Origin of the sequence: Flaviflexus huanghaiensis (assembly GCF_014118685.1) — a bacterium.
Taxonomy (GTDB): domain Bacteria; phylum Actinomycetota; class Actinomycetes; order Actinomycetales; family Actinomycetaceae; genus Flaviflexus; species Flaviflexus huanghaiensis.
Genome location: NZ_JACFAK010000010.1, coordinates 89,221 through 108,529, shown reverse-complemented (window position 1 = coordinate 108,529; position 19,309 = coordinate 89,221). Strand labels below are relative to the sequence as shown.

The 19,309-nt window shown below is 61.6% G+C and carries 18 protein-coding genes and 1 pseudogene; 16 read left to right on the top strand and 3 right to left on the bottom strand.

Annotated elements, in window-relative coordinates; genetic code table 11:
• Positions 1 to 132: pseudogene (locus H7E91_RS08880) on the top strand (IS481 family transposase); the annotation flags it as partial.
• A gap of 64 nt (positions 133 to 196) precedes the next feature.
• Here the strand turns inward: H7E91_RS08880 and H7E91_RS08875 are convergent.
• The 3 genes from H7E91_RS08875 to H7E91_RS08865 are packed head-to-tail and all read right to left on the bottom strand — an operon-like array spanning position 197 to position 3,357.
• Positions 197 to 1,237 (bottom strand): 2-hydroxyacid dehydrogenase, encoded by a 1,041-nt coding sequence (locus tag H7E91_RS08875; protein WP_182354741.1) that lies wholly within the window; start codon positions 1,235 to 1,237, stop codon positions 197 to 199.
• Positions 1,238 to 1,249: 12 nt separating this feature from the next.
• A complete protein-coding gene (locus tag H7E91_RS08870; RefSeq protein WP_182354740.1) occupies positions 1,250 to 1,843 on the bottom strand; it encodes a glycerol-3-phosphate responsive antiterminator in 594 nt (197 codons plus the stop codon).
• Positions 1,843 to 3,357: an FGGY-family carbohydrate kinase gene (locus tag H7E91_RS08865; protein ID WP_182354739.1), complete on the bottom strand. Its 1,515-nt coding sequence runs from the start codon at positions 3,355 to 3,357 to the stop codon at positions 1,843 to 1,845. The genes H7E91_RS08870 and H7E91_RS08865 overlap by 1 nt, the downstream gene beginning before the upstream one ends.
• A gap of 363 nt (positions 3,358 to 3,720) precedes the next feature.
• Here H7E91_RS08865 and H7E91_RS08860 point away from each other — a divergent pair, with 363 nt between their 5' ends.
• From H7E91_RS08860 to H7E91_RS08790, 15 genes are all read left to right on the top strand, one after another.
• A complete protein-coding gene (locus H7E91_RS08860; protein ID WP_182354738.1) occupies positions 3,721 to 5,064 on the top strand; it encodes an AAA family ATPase in 1,344 nt (447 codons plus the stop codon).
• Positions 5,065 to 5,330: 266 nt separating this feature from the next.
• The gene (gene rpsD, locus H7E91_RS08855; protein ID WP_182354737.1) at positions 5,331 to 5,951 is read left to right on the top strand and encodes a 30S ribosomal protein S4; all 621 of its coding nucleotides are present in this window, start codon (positions 5,331 to 5,333) and stop codon (positions 5,949 to 5,951) included.
• 62 nt (positions 5,952 to 6,013) lie between these two features.
• Entirely contained in the window at positions 6,014 to 6,355 is a 342-nt protein-coding gene (locus tag H7E91_RS08850) for a DUF948 domain-containing protein (RefSeq protein ID WP_194309209.1), read from the top strand.
• Positions 6,356 to 6,441: 86 nt separating this feature from the next.
• Positions 6,442 to 9,108: an alanine--tRNA ligase gene (gene alaS / locus H7E91_RS08845; protein WP_182354736.1), complete on the top strand. Its 2,667-nt coding sequence runs from the start codon at positions 6,442 to 6,444 to the stop codon at positions 9,106 to 9,108.
• A gap of 14 nt (positions 9,109 to 9,122) precedes the next feature.
• Positions 9,123 to 9,611, top strand: a complete 489-nt coding sequence (gene ruvX, locus H7E91_RS08840) for a Holliday junction resolvase RuvX (RefSeq protein WP_182354735.1) — start codon at positions 9,123 to 9,125, stop codon at positions 9,609 to 9,611.
• Positions 9,580 to 10,776 carry an endolytic transglycosylase MltG gene (gene mltG, locus H7E91_RS08835; RefSeq protein ID WP_182354734.1) on the top strand — a complete coding sequence of 399 codons (1,197 nt, stop codon included), beginning with the start codon at positions 9,580 to 9,582 and terminating at the stop codon, positions 10,774 to 10,776. The genes ruvX and mltG overlap by 32 nt, the downstream gene beginning before the upstream one ends.
• Entirely contained in the window at positions 10,773 to 11,612 is an 840-nt protein-coding gene (locus H7E91_RS08830; protein WP_182354733.1) for a shikimate dehydrogenase family protein, read from the top strand. The genes mltG and H7E91_RS08830 overlap by 4 nt, the downstream gene beginning before the upstream one ends.
• Complete coding sequence (locus tag H7E91_RS08825; RefSeq protein ID WP_182354732.1) at positions 11,609 to 12,157, top strand: prepilin peptidase; 549 nt, start codon at positions 11,609 to 11,611, stop codon at positions 12,155 to 12,157. Before H7E91_RS08830 ends, H7E91_RS08825 begins: the two co-directional genes overlap by 4 nt.
• A gap of 29 nt (positions 12,158 to 12,186) precedes the next feature.
• Positions 12,187 to 13,389 (top strand): chorismate synthase, encoded by a 1,203-nt coding sequence (gene aroC, locus H7E91_RS08820; protein ID WP_206680396.1) that lies wholly within the window; start codon positions 12,187 to 12,189, stop codon positions 13,387 to 13,389.
• Entirely contained in the window at positions 13,386 to 14,933 is a 1,548-nt protein-coding gene (gene aroB, locus H7E91_RS08815; RefSeq protein WP_182354730.1) for a 3-dehydroquinate synthase, read from the top strand. Before aroC ends, aroB begins: the two co-directional genes overlap by 4 nt.
• Positions 14,930 to 15,445: a shikimate kinase gene (locus tag H7E91_RS08810; protein WP_182354729.1), complete on the top strand. Its 516-nt coding sequence runs from the start codon at positions 14,930 to 14,932 to the stop codon at positions 15,443 to 15,445. The genes aroB and H7E91_RS08810 overlap by 4 nt, the downstream gene beginning before the upstream one ends.
• Before the next feature lie 281 nt (positions 15,446 to 15,726).
• Positions 15,727 to 17,091, top strand: a complete 1,365-nt coding sequence (locus tag H7E91_RS08805) for a flavin monoamine oxidase family protein (RefSeq protein ID WP_182354728.1) — start codon at positions 15,727 to 15,729, stop codon at positions 17,089 to 17,091.
• 24 nt (positions 17,092 to 17,115) lie between these two features.
• A complete protein-coding gene (locus H7E91_RS08800) occupies positions 17,116 to 17,718 on the top strand; it encodes a PadR family transcriptional regulator (protein WP_182354727.1) in 603 nt (200 codons plus the stop codon).
• A 135-nt stretch (positions 17,719 to 17,853) separates the two neighbouring features.
• Positions 17,854 to 18,417 carry an elongation factor P gene (gene efp / locus H7E91_RS08795; protein ID WP_182354726.1) on the top strand — a complete coding sequence of 188 codons (564 nt, stop codon included), beginning with the start codon at positions 17,854 to 17,856 and terminating at the stop codon, positions 18,415 to 18,417.
• Entirely contained in the window at positions 18,417 to 19,133 is a 717-nt protein-coding gene (locus H7E91_RS08790) for a transcription antitermination factor NusB (RefSeq protein WP_182354725.1), read from the top strand. Before efp ends, H7E91_RS08790 begins: the two co-directional genes overlap by 1 nt.
• Positions 19,134 to 19,309: the final 176 nt, after the last annotated feature.

Here is a 19,309-nt window from a genome sequence, read left to right as displayed (position 1 = left end):
TACACCTCAGAGACCGAGCGGCGGGACGCGCTTCCCGGATGGCTGCACTTCTATAATCACCACAGGCACCACTCCGCAATCAGGGCCACGCCCATCAGCAGACTGAACAACCTGCCTGGACATCACAGCTAGGCCGCGTCACATCCGTGCCGCTGAAGCTGCGGAGGCGGTGCCTAGAATGCTGAACCGTCGGGCCTCAGGCGCACACAGTCTGCAGTGGCTGGTCGTTGAAGTATCGCTCGAGCTCGCCCACTCCGATTTCGACGGACGTCTGCATCGTGTCGGCAGAAGTACCGGCGAGATGAGACGTGAGGGTGACGTTGTCGAGTTCAAGGAAGGGGTGACCCGCTTCCAAAGGCTCCAGCGAATAGACGTCGATAGCGGCACCACCGATACTTTTTTGTCGCAATGCCTCCGCGAGTGCTACCTCGTCAACAAGGTCGGCGCGGGCCGTGTTGATGAGATAAGCAGTGGGTTTCATCAGCGCGAGTGTGTCTGCATTGATGATGTGGTGGCTCTCCGGGCTGATCCGAAGGTGTAGTGAGACGAAGTCGGAACGCGTGAGTAGCTCTTCCAACGAATCTACTCGTGTGACCCCATGCTTCAGTTCCATATCGGCGGGTGCAAACGGATCGAATGCGATGACCTGCGATTCGAATCCGACGAGTCGCTGAGCCACACGTGAGCCGATATGGCCGAGCCCGATGAGCCCGATCGTGCATTTGCGTAGGTCCCTGATGTAGGCCTGGTTGACATACTTCTTGCACCAGGTTCCCTCCTTCAGCAAGTGGTGGGATCGTGCGATGTTCTTGTTCTCGGCAATCATCATCCCGACCGTGAAGTCGGCGACGGCGTTGGCGGATCGCCAGGGCGCATTTATCAGGGTGATACCGCGTTCCTTCAGCGCTTCAGTGTCAGCGTTTTCGATTCCGCCGCGAAGGACAGCCACGAGCTTGAGGTTCGGCGCTGCGGCCAGCACCTCGCGATTGACGGAAGCCACGTGGACGACAAGAATCTCCGCGTCCGAGACATTGTCCAGCAACTCCTGGCACGAGGGAGCGGCATCGATGCCAGAGCGCTCGAGCAGTCCCATACGATCGGTGATGTCGCCGATCGTCCCCATGTCTTTGTCTTCGACTATCGTCACGTTGGCTCCGTGTTCCTCGAGCCCGGTGAAATCGCGCATCATGTCCGGGGTGATGCCCCCGTCGGCTACGCACAGGATTTTGGTCGTCATGTCTGAATCTCCTTACACGTCTGGTGTGGCTACGGTTTGGGTTCGGCTGGGCCACAGTGAGCGGTCACTTGTGTTGATTGCTGAGTATCCGGCATCGAACAGAGCGTTGACCATGTCCAAGCTCGAGACGAACCCGCCGGCGATGAGCGGCTTGCTCGCTGCCGAGCTCACGAGGACCTCCGCACACTGAAGCGCCATGGGCCCAGGTGCTATCTCGAACCCATCCCACGGCATCGTGTTCATCTGGTGCGCCGCAGAATCAAGCGATCTCGTGTCGAGCAGGAAGAATCGCCAATACACTTCGAGGCCCGCCTGATGAGCGAGTCGCGCAGTCGAAGCCGAACCCGTAAAGGCGCCATCGACAGCGAACTCTTGCTTGAGCAGAGTGATTCCGCGTTTGTCCGATTTCAGTCCCTGGATTAGGTCTGGGCGGACCAAGACCTTGTGCCCTGCGCCCTTGCACTTGCGAGCGAGCGGACCAACGTTGCCGAGATGGACATCGGCGAGAAGTATCACCGATGGCGGGGCGTCGATCGCAGCATCAAGGGTCGCAAGGTTGTGGATCGACGGGATGATCACTCGCCCATTGCGCTCGATGATCGGCACTAGGCGTTCCTTTCCTCCACCCGCTTGTCTGCTTCCTCGACGGTCCTCTTCCAGCGTTCGTATGTCTCGCTGTAGTCAGCGCGCGCCTTGAACTGCGTGGGGGAGGGCTCCGGAACCATGGCAGCGGCAGCGTCGGCGACTGTTTCGTAGAGCCCAAGCCCAGTGGCGCCCACAATGACCGCTCCGAGAATCCCCGACTCCTCGACGTCGACGCTTTCGATCTCCATGCCGATGACGTCGGCAAATAGCTGTGTCCACCTGCGCGATCGAGTGACACCGCCGGTGAGTCGAGCGCGAGGTTTCAGTTTGTTCGTGTAGCTACGAAGCTTCTCGATATGTTCAAGGTGAGAGAGGGCAACGCCCTCATAGATCGAGTAGATGATCTGAGCCAAACCATCCGCATTTGTGATCCCCGTGAAGCTACCGGCCACATGGGGATGCATGCTCGTCCCAAAGAGGAACGGCAAGTAGGTAATTTCAGAATCGCTCGCTCCCTCAGAGAAGGCCAGATCATTGCAGAACTCGTACAGCTCGGTGTTCGTCGCGTCAGCAAATCCGGGCACCGCACGGAGCACTTTCTGAATGAACCACTCGAGATTTGCCGCCGAGGTAGGAGAGGCCTCTGTGATGAGGTACCTGCCGGGGAGCGGCGCCATCGAGGTCATGAATTGCTGTTCATGGGCAGCGGCCTCGGGAGAGAAGTAGCTATTGATCGACCACGTTCCGGCGATGACGGAGAGCTCATAGTCGGAGACACCGCCAACGCCCACGGGCGCGCCGGAGATATCAGAGACGCCAGCGACGACTGGTGTCGTCTCCAGCAGACCGGTTGCAGCGGCAACCTCAGGAAGAATGTACCCGCCGATAGCAGTGGAGTCGATAAGTGGAGGTAGCTTGCCTTCCCAATCTCCCGCACCCATCTTTTCGAAAACGGTCTCATGAAGTTCGTGGTCGACCATGTCGTAGAGATCAGTGCAGGACGCATCCGTCCTTTCAAAATTTGCGTTGCCGGTCAGTCTGTACCGGATAAAATCCTTCGCCATGAAGATATAGCGGGTCTTGTCAACGACATCTGGCTCGTTCTCAGCCAGCCACGCAAGGATCGGCAGGGGACCGCCGGAGAACAGAGACTGCATCGTCAGAGGCTTGCACTTCTCGCGGTAGCTACCATCCATGTTCCACCGGTCGACAATGTCCTGAGCGCGCGAATCATTCGAGATGATTCCGTTTCGCACGGGCGCCCCGTTCGCGCCCACGAGGTAAACACCGTTGCCGTGGCCTGTCAGCACGACGCCGGCAATGTCAGCCGGGTCGACCTTGGACTTGTCCACGACCTCCCGGATCACTGAAATGTTTGCTTCCCACAGGTCCTCCATGTCGCGCTCACTCCACCCAGGAGCATGAACGATGGGGTGAACTGAACGTGACGTCATCGCGACCGACTCTCCGTCCATCGCGTGGAGAGCCGCTTTCGTGACTGTCCCGCCATTATCTATCCCGAGAATGTACTGCATCTTTGCATCCAATCTGCAACAAAAAAACTCGCCACTTCATCGAAGTAGCGAGCTGACTTATGGCACGTGCTCTTTTTGTATTCTGTTGTCCTGCCTCAGTATAGTGCCACCTACTGGTGTGTCAAGGAGCACACTGAGCGGATTGAGTGGCGAACCTTATTGCGAGCGAGCGCTGAGCGGCAGTCAACCAGCGTGGGACCTCGACTCGAGTGCCCCCGATGCATGTAGAGCTCCATCGGCAGGTCTCGCTAGCTCTCAATGCCGCGCCACCACGGGAGCACCGGGCAGAGAGAACGCCTATCACAGGATATGTAGAGCGAAGCCCGCGAGTCGTGCGCCTGACCGTGTGGATACACTTGCTCCGTGGACTTATTCGATGACGCTGGCATGGAACCAGAGGGGATCCCGAGCGATGCTCGTGGGCCCCTTGCTGTGCGTATGCGGCCCCGCGGGGTCGAGGATGTCCTTGGTCAGGAACACCTGCTCACGCCGGGATCACCGCTTCGACGGCTCATAGATTCCGAGTCCGACCAGTCGGGTCCCTCGTCCGTCATTCTCTGGGGGCCCGCCGGCACAGGCAAGACGACTCTCGCCTACCTCATCGCCCGCTCAGGCTCGCGCAAGTTCGTCGAGCTCTCGGCCGTCTCGGCAGGCGTGAAGGATCTTCGCGCTGTCATCTCCGAAGCCCGCGGGCACCTTGTTACCTCCGGGGCGGAGACCATCCTCTTTATTGATGAGGTTCACCGCTTCTCAAAGACACAGCAAGACGCACTCCTCCCGGCGGTTGAGAACCGGTGGGTCATCCTTGTTGCGGCAACCACCGAAAACCCCTCCTTCTCGATCGTCACGCCGCTCTTGTCGCGGTCGATCATGCTCACTCTTCGCGGGCTCGGGCCCGAGCACATCGGTGAGCTACTCGACCGTGCTGTGAGCGATGAGAGAGGGCTAGATGGAAAATTCACTTTGCCGGAAGAATCGCGAGAGATGATCGTCCGCCTCGCAGGTTCCGACGCGAGGCGGAGCTTGACGGTTCTCGAGGCGGCTGCGAGTACGACCGCTGCACGTGGCGATGACACGATCACAGTCGAGGACGTCTCGGAGGCAATCGATGTTGCGGCCGTGACCTATGACCGAGACGGTGATGCTCACTATGACGTCATCTCCGCTTTCATCAAGTCAATCCGCGGCTCACATGTCGATGCGGCAATGCACTACCTGGCGCGGATGCTCGAAGCGGGGGAGGACCCCCGGTTCGTTGCGCGCAGGCTCATGATCTCTGCGGCCGAAGACATCGGCATGGCCGACCCCTCGGCCCTGCAGACTGCCACGGCCGCCGCTCAGTCTGTCGCTCTGGTCGGCATGCCCGAGGCACGAATCATCCTTGCGGAGGCTGTTGTTCACCTAGCGACCGCACCCAAGTCGAATGCGGCGTACAAGGCCATCAATGCCGCGATTGACGACGTCAAGGCCGGCAAGGTCGGCACGATACCCAACCACCTGCGCGATGGTTCCGTGTGGGCATCCCGCCAGACCGGGGCAGGGGAGGGCTACAAGTACTCCCACGACTATCCCGGCCACGTTGTCTCTCAGCAGTACCTGCCCGATGAACTTGAGGGCACCCGCTACTACGAGCCGACCGACAACGGTTTCGAATCTCAGGTGACAGCACGGCTGTCGAAGTACCGCTCTATCGTCGACGGCGAGTGATCCGGACGAATGACGTTCACTCTGAACGCCTCGAGCTTGCCGGCAACTGTGGGTTCTCATATCGCCCGCGTTTCTGATGTGTGAGCAACGCGAGCTGGTTTCGAGTCAGAGATCACGGTCTGAATCGCGCTGTGACGATCTTCTGTTGATGGTCGGCGGTGGTACGCTTGACCGGTTGCTTCGGCGACATTCCCTGGGGCCTTAGCCACGAGGTGGCCCCGCAGCACTGAACCTTGGTGCTGTGCAATTGATTCGACAGGAGAAATATGGCTAATTCACGTTCCCGCAAGCAGGTGCGCCTCTCGCGCGCCCTTGGTATCGCCCTCACCCCGAAGGCTGAGCGCTACATGCAGCGCCGCCCGTACCGTCCGGGTGAGCACGGCCGCGGCCGCACAAAGGATTCGGACTACTCGGTCCGTCTCAAGGAGAAGCAGCGCCTGCGTGCCCAGTACGGCATTCGCGAGTCGCAGCTTCGCACGATGTTCGATGAGGCTCGTCGTATCGATGGTCAGACCGGTGAGAACCTCATCGAGCTGCTCGAGATGCGTCTTGACGCTCTCGTTCTTCGTGCAGGCTTCGCCCGCACCATCGCCCAGGCACGCCAGGTTGTCGTCCACCGTCACATTCTCGTTGACGGCCGGATCGTCGACCGCCCCTCCTTCCAGGTGAAGCCGGGTCAGGTTATTCAGGTTAAGGCCCGCTCGCAGGCCTCAGACCAGTTCCTCATGGCTGCCCAGGGCGTTCACCGCGACGTTCTTCCGAACGTTCCCGAGTACCTCGATGTCGAACTCGAGAAGCTCAAGTTCACCCTCGTGCGTCGCCCCAAGCGAGCCGAGGTTCCGGTTGCCTGTGACGTGCAGCTGGTCGTCGAGTTCTACTCTCGCTGATACACGATTGGACGCCCCGGGCAGATATGCTCGGGGCGTTCCATCTATCCAAGGAGACAGCCATGGAGATCACCCTCGGAGGTATCGCCGCACTCATCGCCGCACTCGCTTTCGTTGCCCTCGTCATCTTCCTTATTCGACCGCTCGCGAAGCTTGGAAAGACATTTGATGAACTCACGGCGTCGGTCGAGAAGCTCACGGATGAGACGATCCCGGCGCTGACGAATGCGGCCGAGACCGTGGCGCTCACCAATGTTCAGCTTGAGAGGGTCGACACGATCACCTCGGCTGCGGCCCGCACGGCGGAGGATGTCTCGGCGACGACGACCATCGTCACCTCGACCATCGCCGCACCCTTCCTTGCCATCCGGAGGTTTGTCGGCAAGGTCCGCAGAGGGCGATAGAATGGCGTGCAGTCATGGCACGCACCGGGGTTTTCCCCCAGTTGATTAGATCAGCCCCCGCACTGGTGGCTTAGCAAAGAGGAACAATGCGTACTTCTGAAATTCGGACACGCTGGCTGGATTACTTCCGCAAGCATGACCACCACATCGCCGACTCGGTCGCTCTTGTGTCGCCCGATCCGTCGATCCTGTTCACGATCGCCGGAGTGGTCCCCTTCATCCCCTACATCATCGGGACGGAAGAGGCTCCCTGGCCGCGCGTCGCGTCCGTGCAGAAGTGCATCCGCACGAACGACATCGAGAATGTTGGCCGGACCACCCGCCATGGCACGTTCTTCCAGATGAACGGCAACTTCTCGTTCGGCGACTACTTCAAAGAGGGCGCCATCGACCTCGCTTGGGGTCTGCTCACAAGTTCGGTTGCCGAGGGCGGTTACGGCCTTGACGGCGACCGGATCTGGGTCACGATCTGGGAAGAGGACGATGAGACGTTCGACCTGTGGACCAAGAAGATCGGGCTTGATCCCAAGCACATCGTCAAGCTCACGCGCGAAGAGATCTTCTGGTCGACGGGGCAGCCAGGCCCTGCTGGGCCCTGCGCAGAGATCCATTACGACCGCGGCCCCGAGTTCGGGCCCGAGGCCGTGGGCGGCGATGTCGACCCGGGTGGCGACCGCTACCTCGAGGTGTGGAACCTCGTGTTCGACCAGTATCTGCGTGGTGAGGGTGCGGGATCTGACTATCCGCTACTCGGCGAGCTCGACAGGAAGGCAATTGACACGGGCGCAGGCCTGGAGCGCATCGCCTACCTGCTTCAGGGCAAGAACAACATGTACGAGATCGACGAGGTCTTCCCCGTTATCCAGCGCACCGAAGAACTTACCGGGAAAACGTATGGCGCGGATGAGGAAGATGATGTGAAGATGCGCATTATCGCCGACCACGTTCGTTCCTCCCTCATGCTTATCGGCGATGGTGTCCGGCCCGGCAACGATGGTCGCGGCTACGTCTTGCGCCGCCTAATCCGCCGTGCCGTTCGCTCTGTCCGGCTCCTCGGTGTTGACGACGTCGCCATGCCCGCCCTGCTGCCGGTGTCGAAGGACGTCATGGCAGCGTCCTACCCGGAGCTTGAGGCCGACTTCGATCGGATCGCGCAGATCGCCTATGCCGAGGAGGATGCGTTCCGCAGGACTCTCCAGTCCGGCACGGCGATCTTTGAGGGCGCTGTCCGCAAGCTGAAGTCCGCTGGCGGTGCTCCCGTGCTTGCGGGTTCGGACGCGTTCACTCTCCATGACACGTACGGCTTCCCCATTGACCTCACGCTCGAGATGGCAGAAGAGGCAGGTGTCAAGGTGGACGCTGAGGGCTTCACTGCTCTCATGAAGGAGCAGAAGGAGCGCGCCCGCGCGGACGCCCAGGCGAAGAAGACCGGGCACGTTGATGTTCACGTCTACTCCGAGCTTCTTGGCCGCATGGGCAAGACCGAGTTCCTTGGATACACGGAAACTGCGACGGACGGGAAGGTCATCGGCATCATTGTCGATGGGCAGCCCAGCCCCGCCGCTGAGGCTCCTGCCGAGGTCGAGGTCATTCTCAACCAGACTCCGTTCTGGGCCGAGCAGGGCGGCCAGCTCGCCGACCACGGGACAATCTCCGTGGCAGGTGGCGGCCTTGTCGACGTCCATGACGTCCAGTCCCCAGTTAAGGGCCTCATTGTTCACCGCGGCACCCTGACGGAGGGCTCGATCGCGCTCGAGGACACCGTCCACGCCCAGATCGACGTCAATCGTCGCGGCCAGATCGCCCGTGCCCACACGGCCACTCACATGGTTCACAAGGCGCTGCATGAGCACCTCGGTGAGCAGGCGACACAGGCTGGGTCGGAGAACTCTCCGTCCCGGATGCGGTTCGACTTCCGCCACGGCCAGCAGGTCTCGTCCGACGTTCTTGCCGGCATCGAGTCCCGAGTCAATGAGCGGCTCCAGGAGAACCTCGCTGTCACCGATGAGCTTATGAGCCTCGATGAGGCGAAGAAGCAGGGCGCAACGGCTCTGTTCGGTGAGAAGTACGGCGATACGGTCCGCGTCGTCTCGATCGGTGGGGAATGGTCACGCGAACTCTGCGCCGGTACCCACGTTCCCGAAACCGGCACTCTCGGCCTTGTCTCCGTGCTCGGAGAGGCCTCTATTGGTTCCGGTGTTCGCCGCATTGACGCCCTTGTCGGCGCCGGAGCATATGCCGAAGGTGCGAAGGAGCGGGCAATCCTTTCCCAGGTCTCCTCCCAGCTTGGTGCCCGGACGACTGAGCTTCCCGATCGTATCGCGACTCTCATGAACCGCCTCAAGGCTGCCGAGAAGGAGCTGGCCGCTATGCGGACGGCGCAGCTCATGGCGGGCGCCGACCAGATCGCCCAGGGCGCGACGCGCCACGGCGATGTGCTGTATGCCACGAAGGATTTGGGCGATGGGGCGTCGGGCGATGACCTGCGCACGCTTGCCCTCGATGTCCGCTCCAAGCTCGGTTCCGAGCCTGCCGTTGTCGCAATCTTCGGTCAGTCGAAGGGCCGGCCCACGGTTGTCATCGCAACGAACGAAGCCGCCCGCGAACAGGGTGTGAAGGCTGGCGCTCTCGTCAAGGTGGCCGCAGGCGTTCTCGGTGGCGGCGGTGGCGGCAAGGACGATGTCGCCCAGGGCGGCGGTCAGGATGTCTCAAAGATCGCCGATGCTTCGGCGGCGGTAGCGAGCGCCCTCTGAGCAAGCGACGCGGTGTGCGCCTGGCCTTCGATGTGGGCCGGGCGCGCATCGGCGTTGCCGCATGCGATGAGGAGGCAATTCTCTGCACTCCCGTTGAGACCCTCTACCGTGATAAACGAGGAACGGCTCACCTCGATGATGTCGATGACCTCGTCGATGAATACGGCCCTATGGAGATCATCGTCGGCCTGCCAAAGAACATGGACGGATCAGAGGGAGTATCCGCCCGGGATTCTCGCGCATTTGCCCGGCAGGTAGCGTTACGCCATCGTGATATTGCGGTACGTTTAGTTGACGAAAGGCTGACAACGGTCAGCGCGCACCGTGCACTGCGCGAGGCAGGCCGTTCGACGCGATCCCATAAGGCCGTTGTCGACCAGGTCTCCGCCGTTCTCATTCTTGAGCTTGCGCTCGAGATCGAGGAGCAAACTGGGCAGCCGGCGGGCGAGCAGGTGAGCAGAAAGGGACCCGATGGGGGACATATTCGAGGCCTTCGGCGATGACGAGCCGACGCCGCAGCGCGTCCGCAGTGAGCGCCGCCGCAAGCGGCGCACCCGCGCCACAGCTGTCATCGTTGCCGCCCTCGCAGTCTTGGCGGGTCTGACATTCGCCGTCATTCCCAACGTCCAATTCTGGATCTCTTCCAACCCGCTGACTGACCTTTTCGGCAACGGCGCCGAAGACTATGCCGAGGGCCAAGAGGGGGAACCTGTCCAGATCACGATCCCCGAAGGGTCAACCGGCGCGGATATGGCGTCAATCCTCGCGTCTGCCGATGTTGTTGCGTCCCGCGAGGCCTTCATTAACGCCTTCAATGCTGATGCGGGGGCTGGCAGCATTCAGCCCGGCACGTATGAGCTGCCAACAAAGATTCCCGCCCAGCGGGCCGTCACCCTACTTAAGGACCATGCGGGCCAGCGGATTGACATGCAGATCACGATCCCCGAGGGTTTCACCCGGACCCAGGTCCACGAACGTGTTGCCAACATCATGGATGTGCCGCTCGACGATGTCGTCGCCGCATCTGAAAACACCGAGGCGATTGGCCTGCCAGCGGAGGCCGGCGGCAACGTTGAGGGCTGGTACATGCCCCAGACATACATGTTCAACCCGGATACGCCGGTCCACGAGATCCTCGGCGAGATGATCGCCGCCCGGGTGGCCGAGCTTGATGCGCTCGAGGTTCCTGCCGACCAGCGTCAGGAGCTCCTCATCAAGGCCTCCATTCTTGAGCGTGAGGTCAACCAGGAGGAGTACTACCCGATGGTTGCCCGCGTCATCGAGAACCGGCTCGTCGACACCGCGTCCGTTAACGGCAGGCTTCAGATGGACTCGACGGTTCTCTATGGGGTCGGCAAGTCCGGTGGCATCCCGACGAGGGCTGAGCTCGACGATGACAACCCATACAACTCCTACATCTACGCTGGCCTGCCGCCGACACCAATCGGCGCTCCCGGCCATGCCGCGATCGATGGGATTCTCAACCCGGCCGAGGGGGACTGGCTGTACTTCGTCACGGTCGACCTCTACACGGGCGAGACCCTGTTCGCCGCCACGCTCGATGAGCACAACGCGAACAAGCAGAAGCTTGACCAGTGGCTCGCAGAGAACCCCGACTACGGTTCGACGACGGCGCCAGCACAGGAAGAGGCTGGTGGTGACGAATGAAGCGGGCGGGCGTCGCCGGTTCCCCGATTGCGCATTCTCTGTCGCCAGTACTCCACAACGCGGCCTATGACTCGCTCGGGGTCGACATCGAGTACGGGACATTCGAGACGGAAGCTCACGAGATCACGTCGTTGCTCGATCGATTGGACGACTCGTGGGTCGGCCTCTCGCTCACGATGCCGCTCAAGCAGGTCGTTATCGAGCATCTCGACTTCGTTGACGGGCTCGCCAAAACTGTCGGCGCGGTCAACACGGTCTGTTTCCAGCCAGCCAACAATCTCAGGGTTGGCTTCAACACGGACGTCTACGGCATCGCCCAGGCGGTCCGCGAGCAGGGGGACATCTCCGTTCCCTCCGCCATCATCCTCGGCGCCCGCGCCACCGCCTCATCCGCCCTCGCTGCCTGTGTCGAGCTCGACCTCAAGGACCACATCACCCTTGCCGCACGCAATCACGGCGGCCCCGGATCAGCCGTCGCCGCGGCGACCCGTATGAACCTCAGCCCGGCCCTAGCCAAGCTGGACGAGAGGCTCGTTCCCGCCTTGGCTGGCACGGGCCTTCTCATCTCGTCGTTGCCCGCCGGTATTGCCGATGGTCTCGCCCAGCAGATCGACGAGCAGGCGCCCGACCTGTCGAGACTCATGATCCTCGACGTGGTGTATCACCCGTGGCCGAGCGAACTCGTTCGTGCCGCGCAGAACCGCGGGGCACGCATCGTGCCGGGATGGGCGATGCTCCTCCACCAGGCCGTTTCCCAGGTCCGGCTTTTCACGAACAGAACCCCCGATGTCGAGGTGATGAAGGGGGCCCTGCTCTCGGAGCTCGAGCGGCGATGAACTGGACCCGCGGGGTCACCCCGTTGTGGCTCATCCTCGGTGCCCTCGCTGGGGCAGGAGCGGGACTCGCCGCAACCTGGACTATCGAGATCGCAGCCACGACCGTGGTTGGCTCACTGCTGTTTGCAGTACTTGGCGTTCTCTTTGTCATCGATGCTCGTACGGGCTACCTGCCCGACCCGTGGATGATCATCGCCGGTGTCCTCGTTGCCCTCCATCCCATTGCCATCGCGGTGACCATTGATCCCGTCATCGGCGGCTTCATCTTCCTCCTCGCCGCAGTTGGCGCCAGCATCGGTTTCGCTCTTTTCTCGCTTGCGAGGATGCTCTCGAAACGGCAGCTGGGCTTCGGAGACGTCAAACTTGCCGCCGTCCTCGGTGGGTGGCTCCTACCGCTGGGCTGGGGAGCGATCGGGCTCGGATTCGTCTTCACGACCATCATTGGAGCCCTGTGGCTGGGTGTGTCTCTCGCCCGTGGCCGGCGCACGGCGCCATACGGCCCGGCGATGATCATGGCCGCGATACTCGCAACCGGGCTCGCGTAAATCTCTGGCACTATAGACCCATGCTGTGGATGACCGCTGGAGAATCACACGGCCCCGCGCTTGTCGGGGTCATCGAGGGACTGCCTGCCGGGATCGAGGTGCAATCGGCAGACATCAGTTCTGCGCTGGCCCGGCGCCGGCTCGGAGCAGGCCGAGGCTCACGCCAGAAGTTCGAACAGGACGAGCTCGAGATCCTCGCCGGCATTCGCCACGGCGTCACCATCGGCTCACCCATTGCCCTCGTCATTCGGAACTCCGAATGGCCGAAGTGGACGAAGGTCATGAGCCCGGACCCGGTCGACCCGGCCGATCTCCTCATTGACGCCGGCACGGGTGACGAGAGGGAGGTTTCCCGCAACAAGAAGCTCACCCGACCCCGTCCCGGCCATGCCGACCTCGTCGGCATGATGAAGTACGGCTTCGATGATGCTCGCCCGGTTCTCGAACGTGCCTCGGCGCGCGAGACCGCCACGCGCGTTGCGCTCGGTGAGGTCGCAGCGCGATTCCTTGACCAGGCTGCCGGCATCCAGCTCGTCTCCCATGTTGTCCGCGTCGGATCCGTCGCGGTGCCGGAAGACGCCGACAAGCCATGGCCAGGCGATATTCTTGCCCTCGATGACAACCCGGCACGGTGCTTCCATGCGGAAACGTCGGATGCGATGGAGGAGGAAATCCGCAGAGCCACGAAGGAAGGCGACACCCTCGGCGGTGTTGTCGAAGTCCTCGCCTACGGTATGCCGCCAGGGCTCGGCTCCTACATCTCGGGACGCACAAAACTTGACGCTCGCCTCGCCCAGGCGCTCATGTCCATCCAGGCCATTAAGGGTGTCGAGGTGGGCGATGGTTTCACAACAGCGGCCCGCCGCGGCTCCGAAGCTCACGACGAGATCGCTGTGCGGGACGGCCGGATTGTGCGGAAGACAAACCGCGCGGGCGGCACGGAGGGTGGCATGTCGAACGGCGAGGTTCTTCGCGTGCGTGCAGGGATCAAGCCGATCTCAACAGTGCCCCGGGCACTCACAACCATCGACACCGTGTCGGGCGAGGAAGCGACCGCAATCCACCAGCGCTCAGACACGTCCGCTGTCGTCCCCGCCGCGGTCATTGCGGAGGCGATGGTCGCCCTCACGCTGGCCGAGGCACTGCTTGACAAGACCGGGGGAGACTCGGTCGCCGAGGTGCGCCGAAACCTTGCCGGATACCTCGCATCACGACCGGCCACGATGTCATGACCCGGCCCTACGCAGTCTTCGTCGGACTTCCCGGCTCGGGCAAGTCAACGATGGCACGCCACGTTGCCGAGCTTCTCGGTATTGAGTCTGCCGACTCAGATGATCTCATCGCGGAACGGGGGATGAGCATCCCCGACATCTTTGCCACGTCGGGTGAGGCGGGCTTCCGGGCTGTCGAAGAGCAGGTCATCACCGAAGCACTCTCCAACTTCTCAGGAGTTCTCGCCCTCGGCGGGGGCGCCATCACGAGCCCCGGCGTGCGCACGGCCCTTCGCGGACACCGCGTCGTTTTTATCAGCGGCGACCACGATGTCCTGCTCGACAGAGTCTCCCGACACCCTGACCGCAGGCCGCTCCTCGCCGACGATCCAGCGGCGAACCTTGCCGCCCTGCGAGCGCAGCGGGAACCTCTCTACCAGCGGGTTGCGAGTCTGACTGTGACAACGGATAACAGGCCGCCGAGCAGGCTCGCCCGCGAACTGCGAGACAGGCTAGAGAAGGACTGCCAGACGATCGACGTTGTCGACTATGCGGTGCATGTCGGCCGCTATCTGTTACCTCGGGTCGCCCAGGCCGCCGCGGGTGCCTCATCTGCTCTCATCATCCATCCAGCCGCTCTCACGGGAGCGGCGGAGGCCGTTCAGGCAGAGATGATCCGCCGCGGCATCCCAACGAAGCGCCACGAAGTCCCCGACGGCGAGGCACAGAAGCAGTCGAGCGAGCTCGTGCGTGCTTGGGACAGGCTTGGGGACATGAAGATGGGCCGTGATGGCATCATCGTTGGGCTCGGCGGGGGAGCGACGACCGATTTCGCCGGCTTCGTTGCGGCCACCTGGCTGCGCGGAATTGACCTCATCCAGGTTCCCACCTCGCTACTTGGAATGGTCGATGCGGCCGTCGGTGGGAAGACCGGCATCGACATCCCTGCGGGGAAGAACCTTGTCGGCTCTTTCCACAAGCCCGTCACTGTTATTGCAGATCTCGACTTCCTTACGACCCTGCCCCAAGAAGAGCTCACGGCAGGGCTCGGCGAAGTCATCAAGTGCGGATGGATTGCCGACAAGGAGATCCTCGAGCTCGATCCAGACTCTCTGCTGAATGCGTCCAGCAGCGCGCTACTCGACGCGATCGTTCGCTCGATCGCGGTCAAAGCGACGGTTGTGACGGACGATTTCCGAGAAGCGGGGAGCAGGGAATTCCTCAACTACGGACACACGCTCGCGCATGCGATCGAGAAGGTCGAGAACTTCACGGTCCGCCACGGCGAGGCTGTCGCCATCGGGTCCGTATTCGCGGCCGCGCTTGCCCGCGAAGCGGGCTTCCCCGATCTCGTGGACGACCACATTCATTCCTTCTCACGAGTCGGACTGCCGGTGACGTACCGGGAAGGGATGCGGGAACCACTCCTGGAAGCGATGTATTCAGACAAGAAGGTGCGGGCCGGGAAACTTCGGTTCGTGCTACTCGAAGAGCAGGGCAGGCCGGTGATCTACGAGCCCACCGCCGAACAAATTGACCGCTCGTGGGAAGTTATTGGCGCATGATCATCCTTGTCGGCCCGCCCGGAAGCGGCGCTCACGAGATTGTAGCTGTCCTCGAACAGCGAGGCAGAACAGTTGTCGACTCCGACCGGCTCGTGGAAGAGCGGGAGGGAATGCTACTCGCAAGCCTGGCGATCAGCGGAGGCCCCGAGAAGTACGCCGAAGCTGAGCGTGCCGCCGCCATCGCCGCCCTGGACTCCGGCGCCGACATCGTCGTGCTCGGCTCTGGGGCGCTCGGGAACGCGGCGGGTGATGAACGGGGGGCGGAAGTGCGAGAGCGGGTCGACAAAGCCCTGGCGGAAGGTGCCAAGAAGGTTTATCTCACGGCGTCCGCGAAAAAGCTCCTCGACCGTTCCGGCCTCAATGTGCCACGCTCGGTCGCTATCGGTTCACCTCGATCGATGTACCTCACCCAACTTAAGGCCCGCAGTTCGCTGTATGAAGGGGATGCGCTGGAGATCGACACCTCCGAGGAGGACTGGGAGGCGCTCGCCGACCAGATCGACGCACTCTGATCGCTGGTCTCGTTTCCCTTTTGATTGCGGGTTGTCCTGTGATCTCGAGGGCTAGGACTTATGCCTTTTGTCCAGGCACGCGTGAGGCTGTCTTAGCGACCAAAAATTGACCCCAGTCAGACGATGACCGTGCGATTTACGGGACCATAGACCCTTTTCGCTCATTCTCGCTTCCCGACTTCGGACAAATCACGGACCTTTTCTCGAATGACTCTATGATGATATAACGGTCCCGACATATCGTGGTGTCAAGCGCAACGGTGCGCTGGAGGAGGATCATCATGTCGAATCACACGAATCGCGTCATTATCGTCGGGGCCGGGTGCGCGGGGCTCTCCGCCGCGTACACGTTAAAGAAGGCTGGAGTGCCCTTCACTATTCTCGAGGCATCTGAGCGCTACGGCGGCAGAGTCGGTAATCGCTACCATGGAGAGTTCACAGCCGCCTACGGTGCCGGAATGACAGAACCGCAGTGGAAGACAACATTCCAATATCTCGAAGAGTTCGATCTCTCCAAAAGGGTGACAAAAGTCGAAAGTCAGACCTACGGATTTCCGCGAAACGGGAAGATTCACTACGTTCGACTCGGCAAGGGCATGAACCCCGTCAAGTCGCTCATCGGAGCCCTGCGGGGTTTGCCGCTCAGCGCGCTGTTTGGCGCGGTCAAGTTCGCGAAGGCGATTGTTCCATATCGGAAACAAATAACGGCGTCTGACGGACACGATTTCAGCGGATTGAAGGAAATCTCGCGGCAGTCGACGGCGGAATTTGGCATGGCGAAGGGCAGCGCTGAACTGGTCAATCGCGTCCTCAACCCGTTCCTCGGCACGATGGTCTTGGCTCGAGCTCGCGATGTATCTATCGCGCACCCGATTGCCCTCATGTCCCTCATGCAGGGAATGTGTGTCCTGGAGGGTGGTCTCGCGACGCTCACGGACGCCCTGTATGACGAGGTGAAGGATGACCTCAAACTCAATACCCCGGTGGAGGAGATTGTTATTGAGGACGGAGCCATCGTTGGGGTCCGCGTCGACGGTGAGCTCATGGAGGCAAGCCAGGTTATCTGTTGCACCGATGCTGAGGTCGCTCTCAACCTCATGCCGGAGTTGCCGACGACGATGCGGGAGCCACTCGAGACCGTCAAGTACTCGTCGACCTATAACTATATGTTCGGGCTCAACCAGCGCATCGTTCCGGATCACTTCCTTTCGCTCTTTATTCCCCAATCAGACAACTCGCTGTTGACGACAATGTTCGATGAGAACGCTGGATCGAGCAGACGTGCCCCTGAAGGCACTGGTCTTATGCACGCGTTCACGGCTGGCTGGCACGATGAGACGCTGTCGGCAATGTCGGAGGAGGCGCGGCGCCGCACGGTTATTCGCGAGGTTCAGCGCTACTTCCCCGAGTTCCCCGATGAACCGCTCTTCACTGATGTGGAGCGCTGGGACAAGGCAGTCAACCTTGAATCGCCTGGCCAGTTCGAGGCAATCCACAACCTGCTCGAGAACCATGCGGACGATGTCAAGGGACTGAGGTTGGCAGGGGAGTACCTCTTCCTCATCGCCAGCACGGAGGGCGCTTTTGCGACCGGCCAGAAGGCCGCCGAGGAGGTCGCAAGAGCTGAAAAGGCTATGATCAGCTGAGACACCGGGGCCCGAGGAGGACGTATGACCACACGACAGCGCGACGTCATCCTCGGGCTCATCGGCCTCCATCCCGGCGTGACCGGATATGAGCTGCGGGCCATTATCGAACGCTCGACAGGGTACTTCTTCTCCGCATCCCTCAGCCAGATTTATCCCGTTCTCAAGGGGCTCCTCGATGAGGGCCTCGTCAGTGTGGAGGACAACAGCGGTAACGGCGGCAGGTGGCGGAAGCAGTACACGGTGACGGAAGCGGGCGAGCGCGCCCACCGAGAGTGGCTGGCAAGTCCGATCTCGTATGAGAATTCGCTATCGGACTTTCGCACGTTCCTCCTGCGCTACACGTTTCTCGTCGCGGCCGATCCCACAGTTATCCGCGCCTTCCTCACCGATGGGCTCTCCCATTTCCGCAGTGAACGGGACCGGATAGAGGCTGATTCGCTCGCAAATGAGCAAAGCTACGTCGAGGGCCTGGACAATGAGCACATCTACCTTGCCGGGTGGCGCCACGAGAATGCCTTCCTTCTCGAGGACATCGAGCGGAAGATCGACTGGATCACCGCGGCGATCGACTTGCTCGACGCGGGCCGCATCGGCGCACGGCCGCCATCCGCTCAAGGCAACTGACGGCAAGGGTGCTGGACCGGGTTCCGCCAGGCGAACGCGTGTGACTGTGCCGTCTGGCTCACATCCGACCGGTCATCTTGGGCCGAACCAGAGCGAACCGGTAATGTGTGGGTGACTGAGCTTAAGGAGTTTTCTGTGGCAACCTCGAATGATCTGAAGAATGGCATGGTGCTCGTGTTCGACAACCAGCTCTGGCAGGTTGTTGAATTCCAGCATGTCAAGCCTGGCAAGGGGCCCGCGTTCGTCCGAACCAAGCTCAAGAACGTCATGTCCGGCAAGACTGTCGACCGCACTCTCAACGCCGGTGTCAAGGTCGAGACTGCAACGGTCGATCGCCGGGATATGCAGTACCTCTACAACGACGGCACCGACTACGTGTTCATGGACCTCGACACGTACGACCAAATCACGATTAGCCCCGAGGTCGTGGGAGACGCGAAGAACTTCCTCCTCGAGAACCAGAACGCGATCGTCGCCACCCACGAGGGCACGGTCCTCTTCATTGAGCTTCCGGCCTCGGTCGTCCTCGAGATCACGTACACGGAGCCGGGCCTGCAGGGTGACCGCTCCTCGGCTGGTACGAAGCCCGCGACGCTTGAGACCGGCCACGAGATCCAGGTCCCCCTATTCCTCAACGAGCACACGAAGGTCAAGGTCGATACCCGCACGGGTGATTACCTTGGTCGCGCGACCGACTAGTGGCTCGTAAAGAAATCACTCAGCGCCGGCGCGCCCTCGACGTCATCTTCGAGGCCGAGCAGAAGGACATCCTTGTTCCCGGCCTCCTTCGCGAGCTCCTCGCCGAGCGCCAGCAGGTCTCGACATCCCAGGTACCGATCCAGAAGCTCGGTGTCGAGCTCGTCACCCTCGTCGCAGATCACCTGTACGAGATCGACGAACTTGTCGACACCTATTCGAAGTGGGGGCTACGGAGGCTGTCGAGCCTCGACCGGACGGTCCTCCGCCTCGGGATTGGCGAGATCGTCTTCGCTGGGGCCGATCTTCGCGAGACGGTGTACGACTACACGGCGATCGTTCGCGAGCTTGGGACCGAGAAGTCCATCGGCTTTATCACTGCCATTCTCAATCGTGCAAAGGATGAGGCGGATGGGCGTGGAGCAACTCGGGTGACAGAGCTCCCGCAGCGCACCGGTGAAAATGCGGAGGTTCTCGCCGACGAGAGCGGCTCCCAGGGCGACCTGGACACCGCTGAGGCGAGTGCTGAGACCCTCATGGCCGAGGCGGACATCGACCGCACTGTCGTTGGGGAGGCTGTCGAGGCTGAGGCTGACGTCATCGAGTCCGATATTAACAAGGCAGAGGTTGTCGACGCTCTCGAAACGTCCGGTCCTCTTCATAGCGCCCCTACGGCTGACGATGCTGGCGACTCGCCGGAGTCGGACCGGTTCGAGTGATGGACGGGGTGGGGCGGCAGTTCCGGGTCCTGGTACTGTCAACCCAGCGCGGCCGGGTAGCCGCTCTTGCCCCGCGCTGACAGATGTCCGTCCCGCTGAGGCGGGCCGGCCTGCGCCACGGCGCAGATAACTTAATACACAACTGAATAACGGGTTCGGCCTAACCGGGTCGGATC

Coding starts and splice junctions, on each gene's coding strand:
- H7E91_RS08810 (WP_182354729.1), top strand. CDS start 14,930: ATGATCATCCTTGTCGGCCCGCCCGGAAGCGGCGCTCACGAGATTGTA.
- H7E91_RS08865 (WP_182354739.1), bottom strand. CDS start 3,357: ATGCAGTACATTCTCGGGATAGATAATGGCGGGACAGTCACGAAAGCG.
- H7E91_RS08825 (WP_182354732.1), top strand. CDS start 11,609: ATGAACTGGACCCGCGGGGTCACCCCGTTGTGGCTCATCCTCGGTGCC.
- mltG (WP_182354734.1), top strand. CDS start 9,580: ATGGGGGACATATTCGAGGCCTTCGGCGATGACGAGCCGACGCCGCAG.
- alaS (WP_182354736.1), top strand. CDS start 6,442: ATGCGTACTTCTGAAATTCGGACACGCTGGCTGGATTACTTCCGCAAG.
- H7E91_RS08875 (WP_182354741.1), bottom strand. CDS start 1,237: ATGACGACCAAAATCCTGTGCGTAGCCGACGGGGGCATCACCCCGGAC.
- H7E91_RS08800 (WP_182354727.1), top strand. CDS start 17,116: ATGACCACACGACAGCGCGACGTCATCCTCGGGCTCATCGGCCTCCAT.
- H7E91_RS08830 (WP_182354733.1), top strand. CDS start 10,773: ATGAAGCGGGCGGGCGTCGCCGGTTCCCCGATTGCGCATTCTCTGTCG.
- aroC (WP_206680396.1), top strand. CDS start 12,187: ATGACCGCTGGAGAATCACACGGCCCCGCGCTTGTCGGGGTCATCGAG.
- aroB (WP_182354730.1), top strand. CDS start 13,386: ATGACCCGGCCCTACGCAGTCTTCGTCGGACTTCCCGGCTCGGGCAAG.
- H7E91_RS08850 (WP_194309209.1), top strand. CDS start 6,014: ATGGAGATCACCCTCGGAGGTATCGCCGCACTCATCGCCGCACTCGCT.
- H7E91_RS08805 (WP_182354728.1), top strand. CDS start 15,727: ATGTCGAATCACACGAATCGCGTCATTATCGTCGGGGCCGGGTGCGCG.
- rpsD (WP_182354737.1), top strand. CDS start 5,331: ATGGCTAATTCACGTTCCCGCAAGCAGGTGCGCCTCTCGCGCGCCCTT.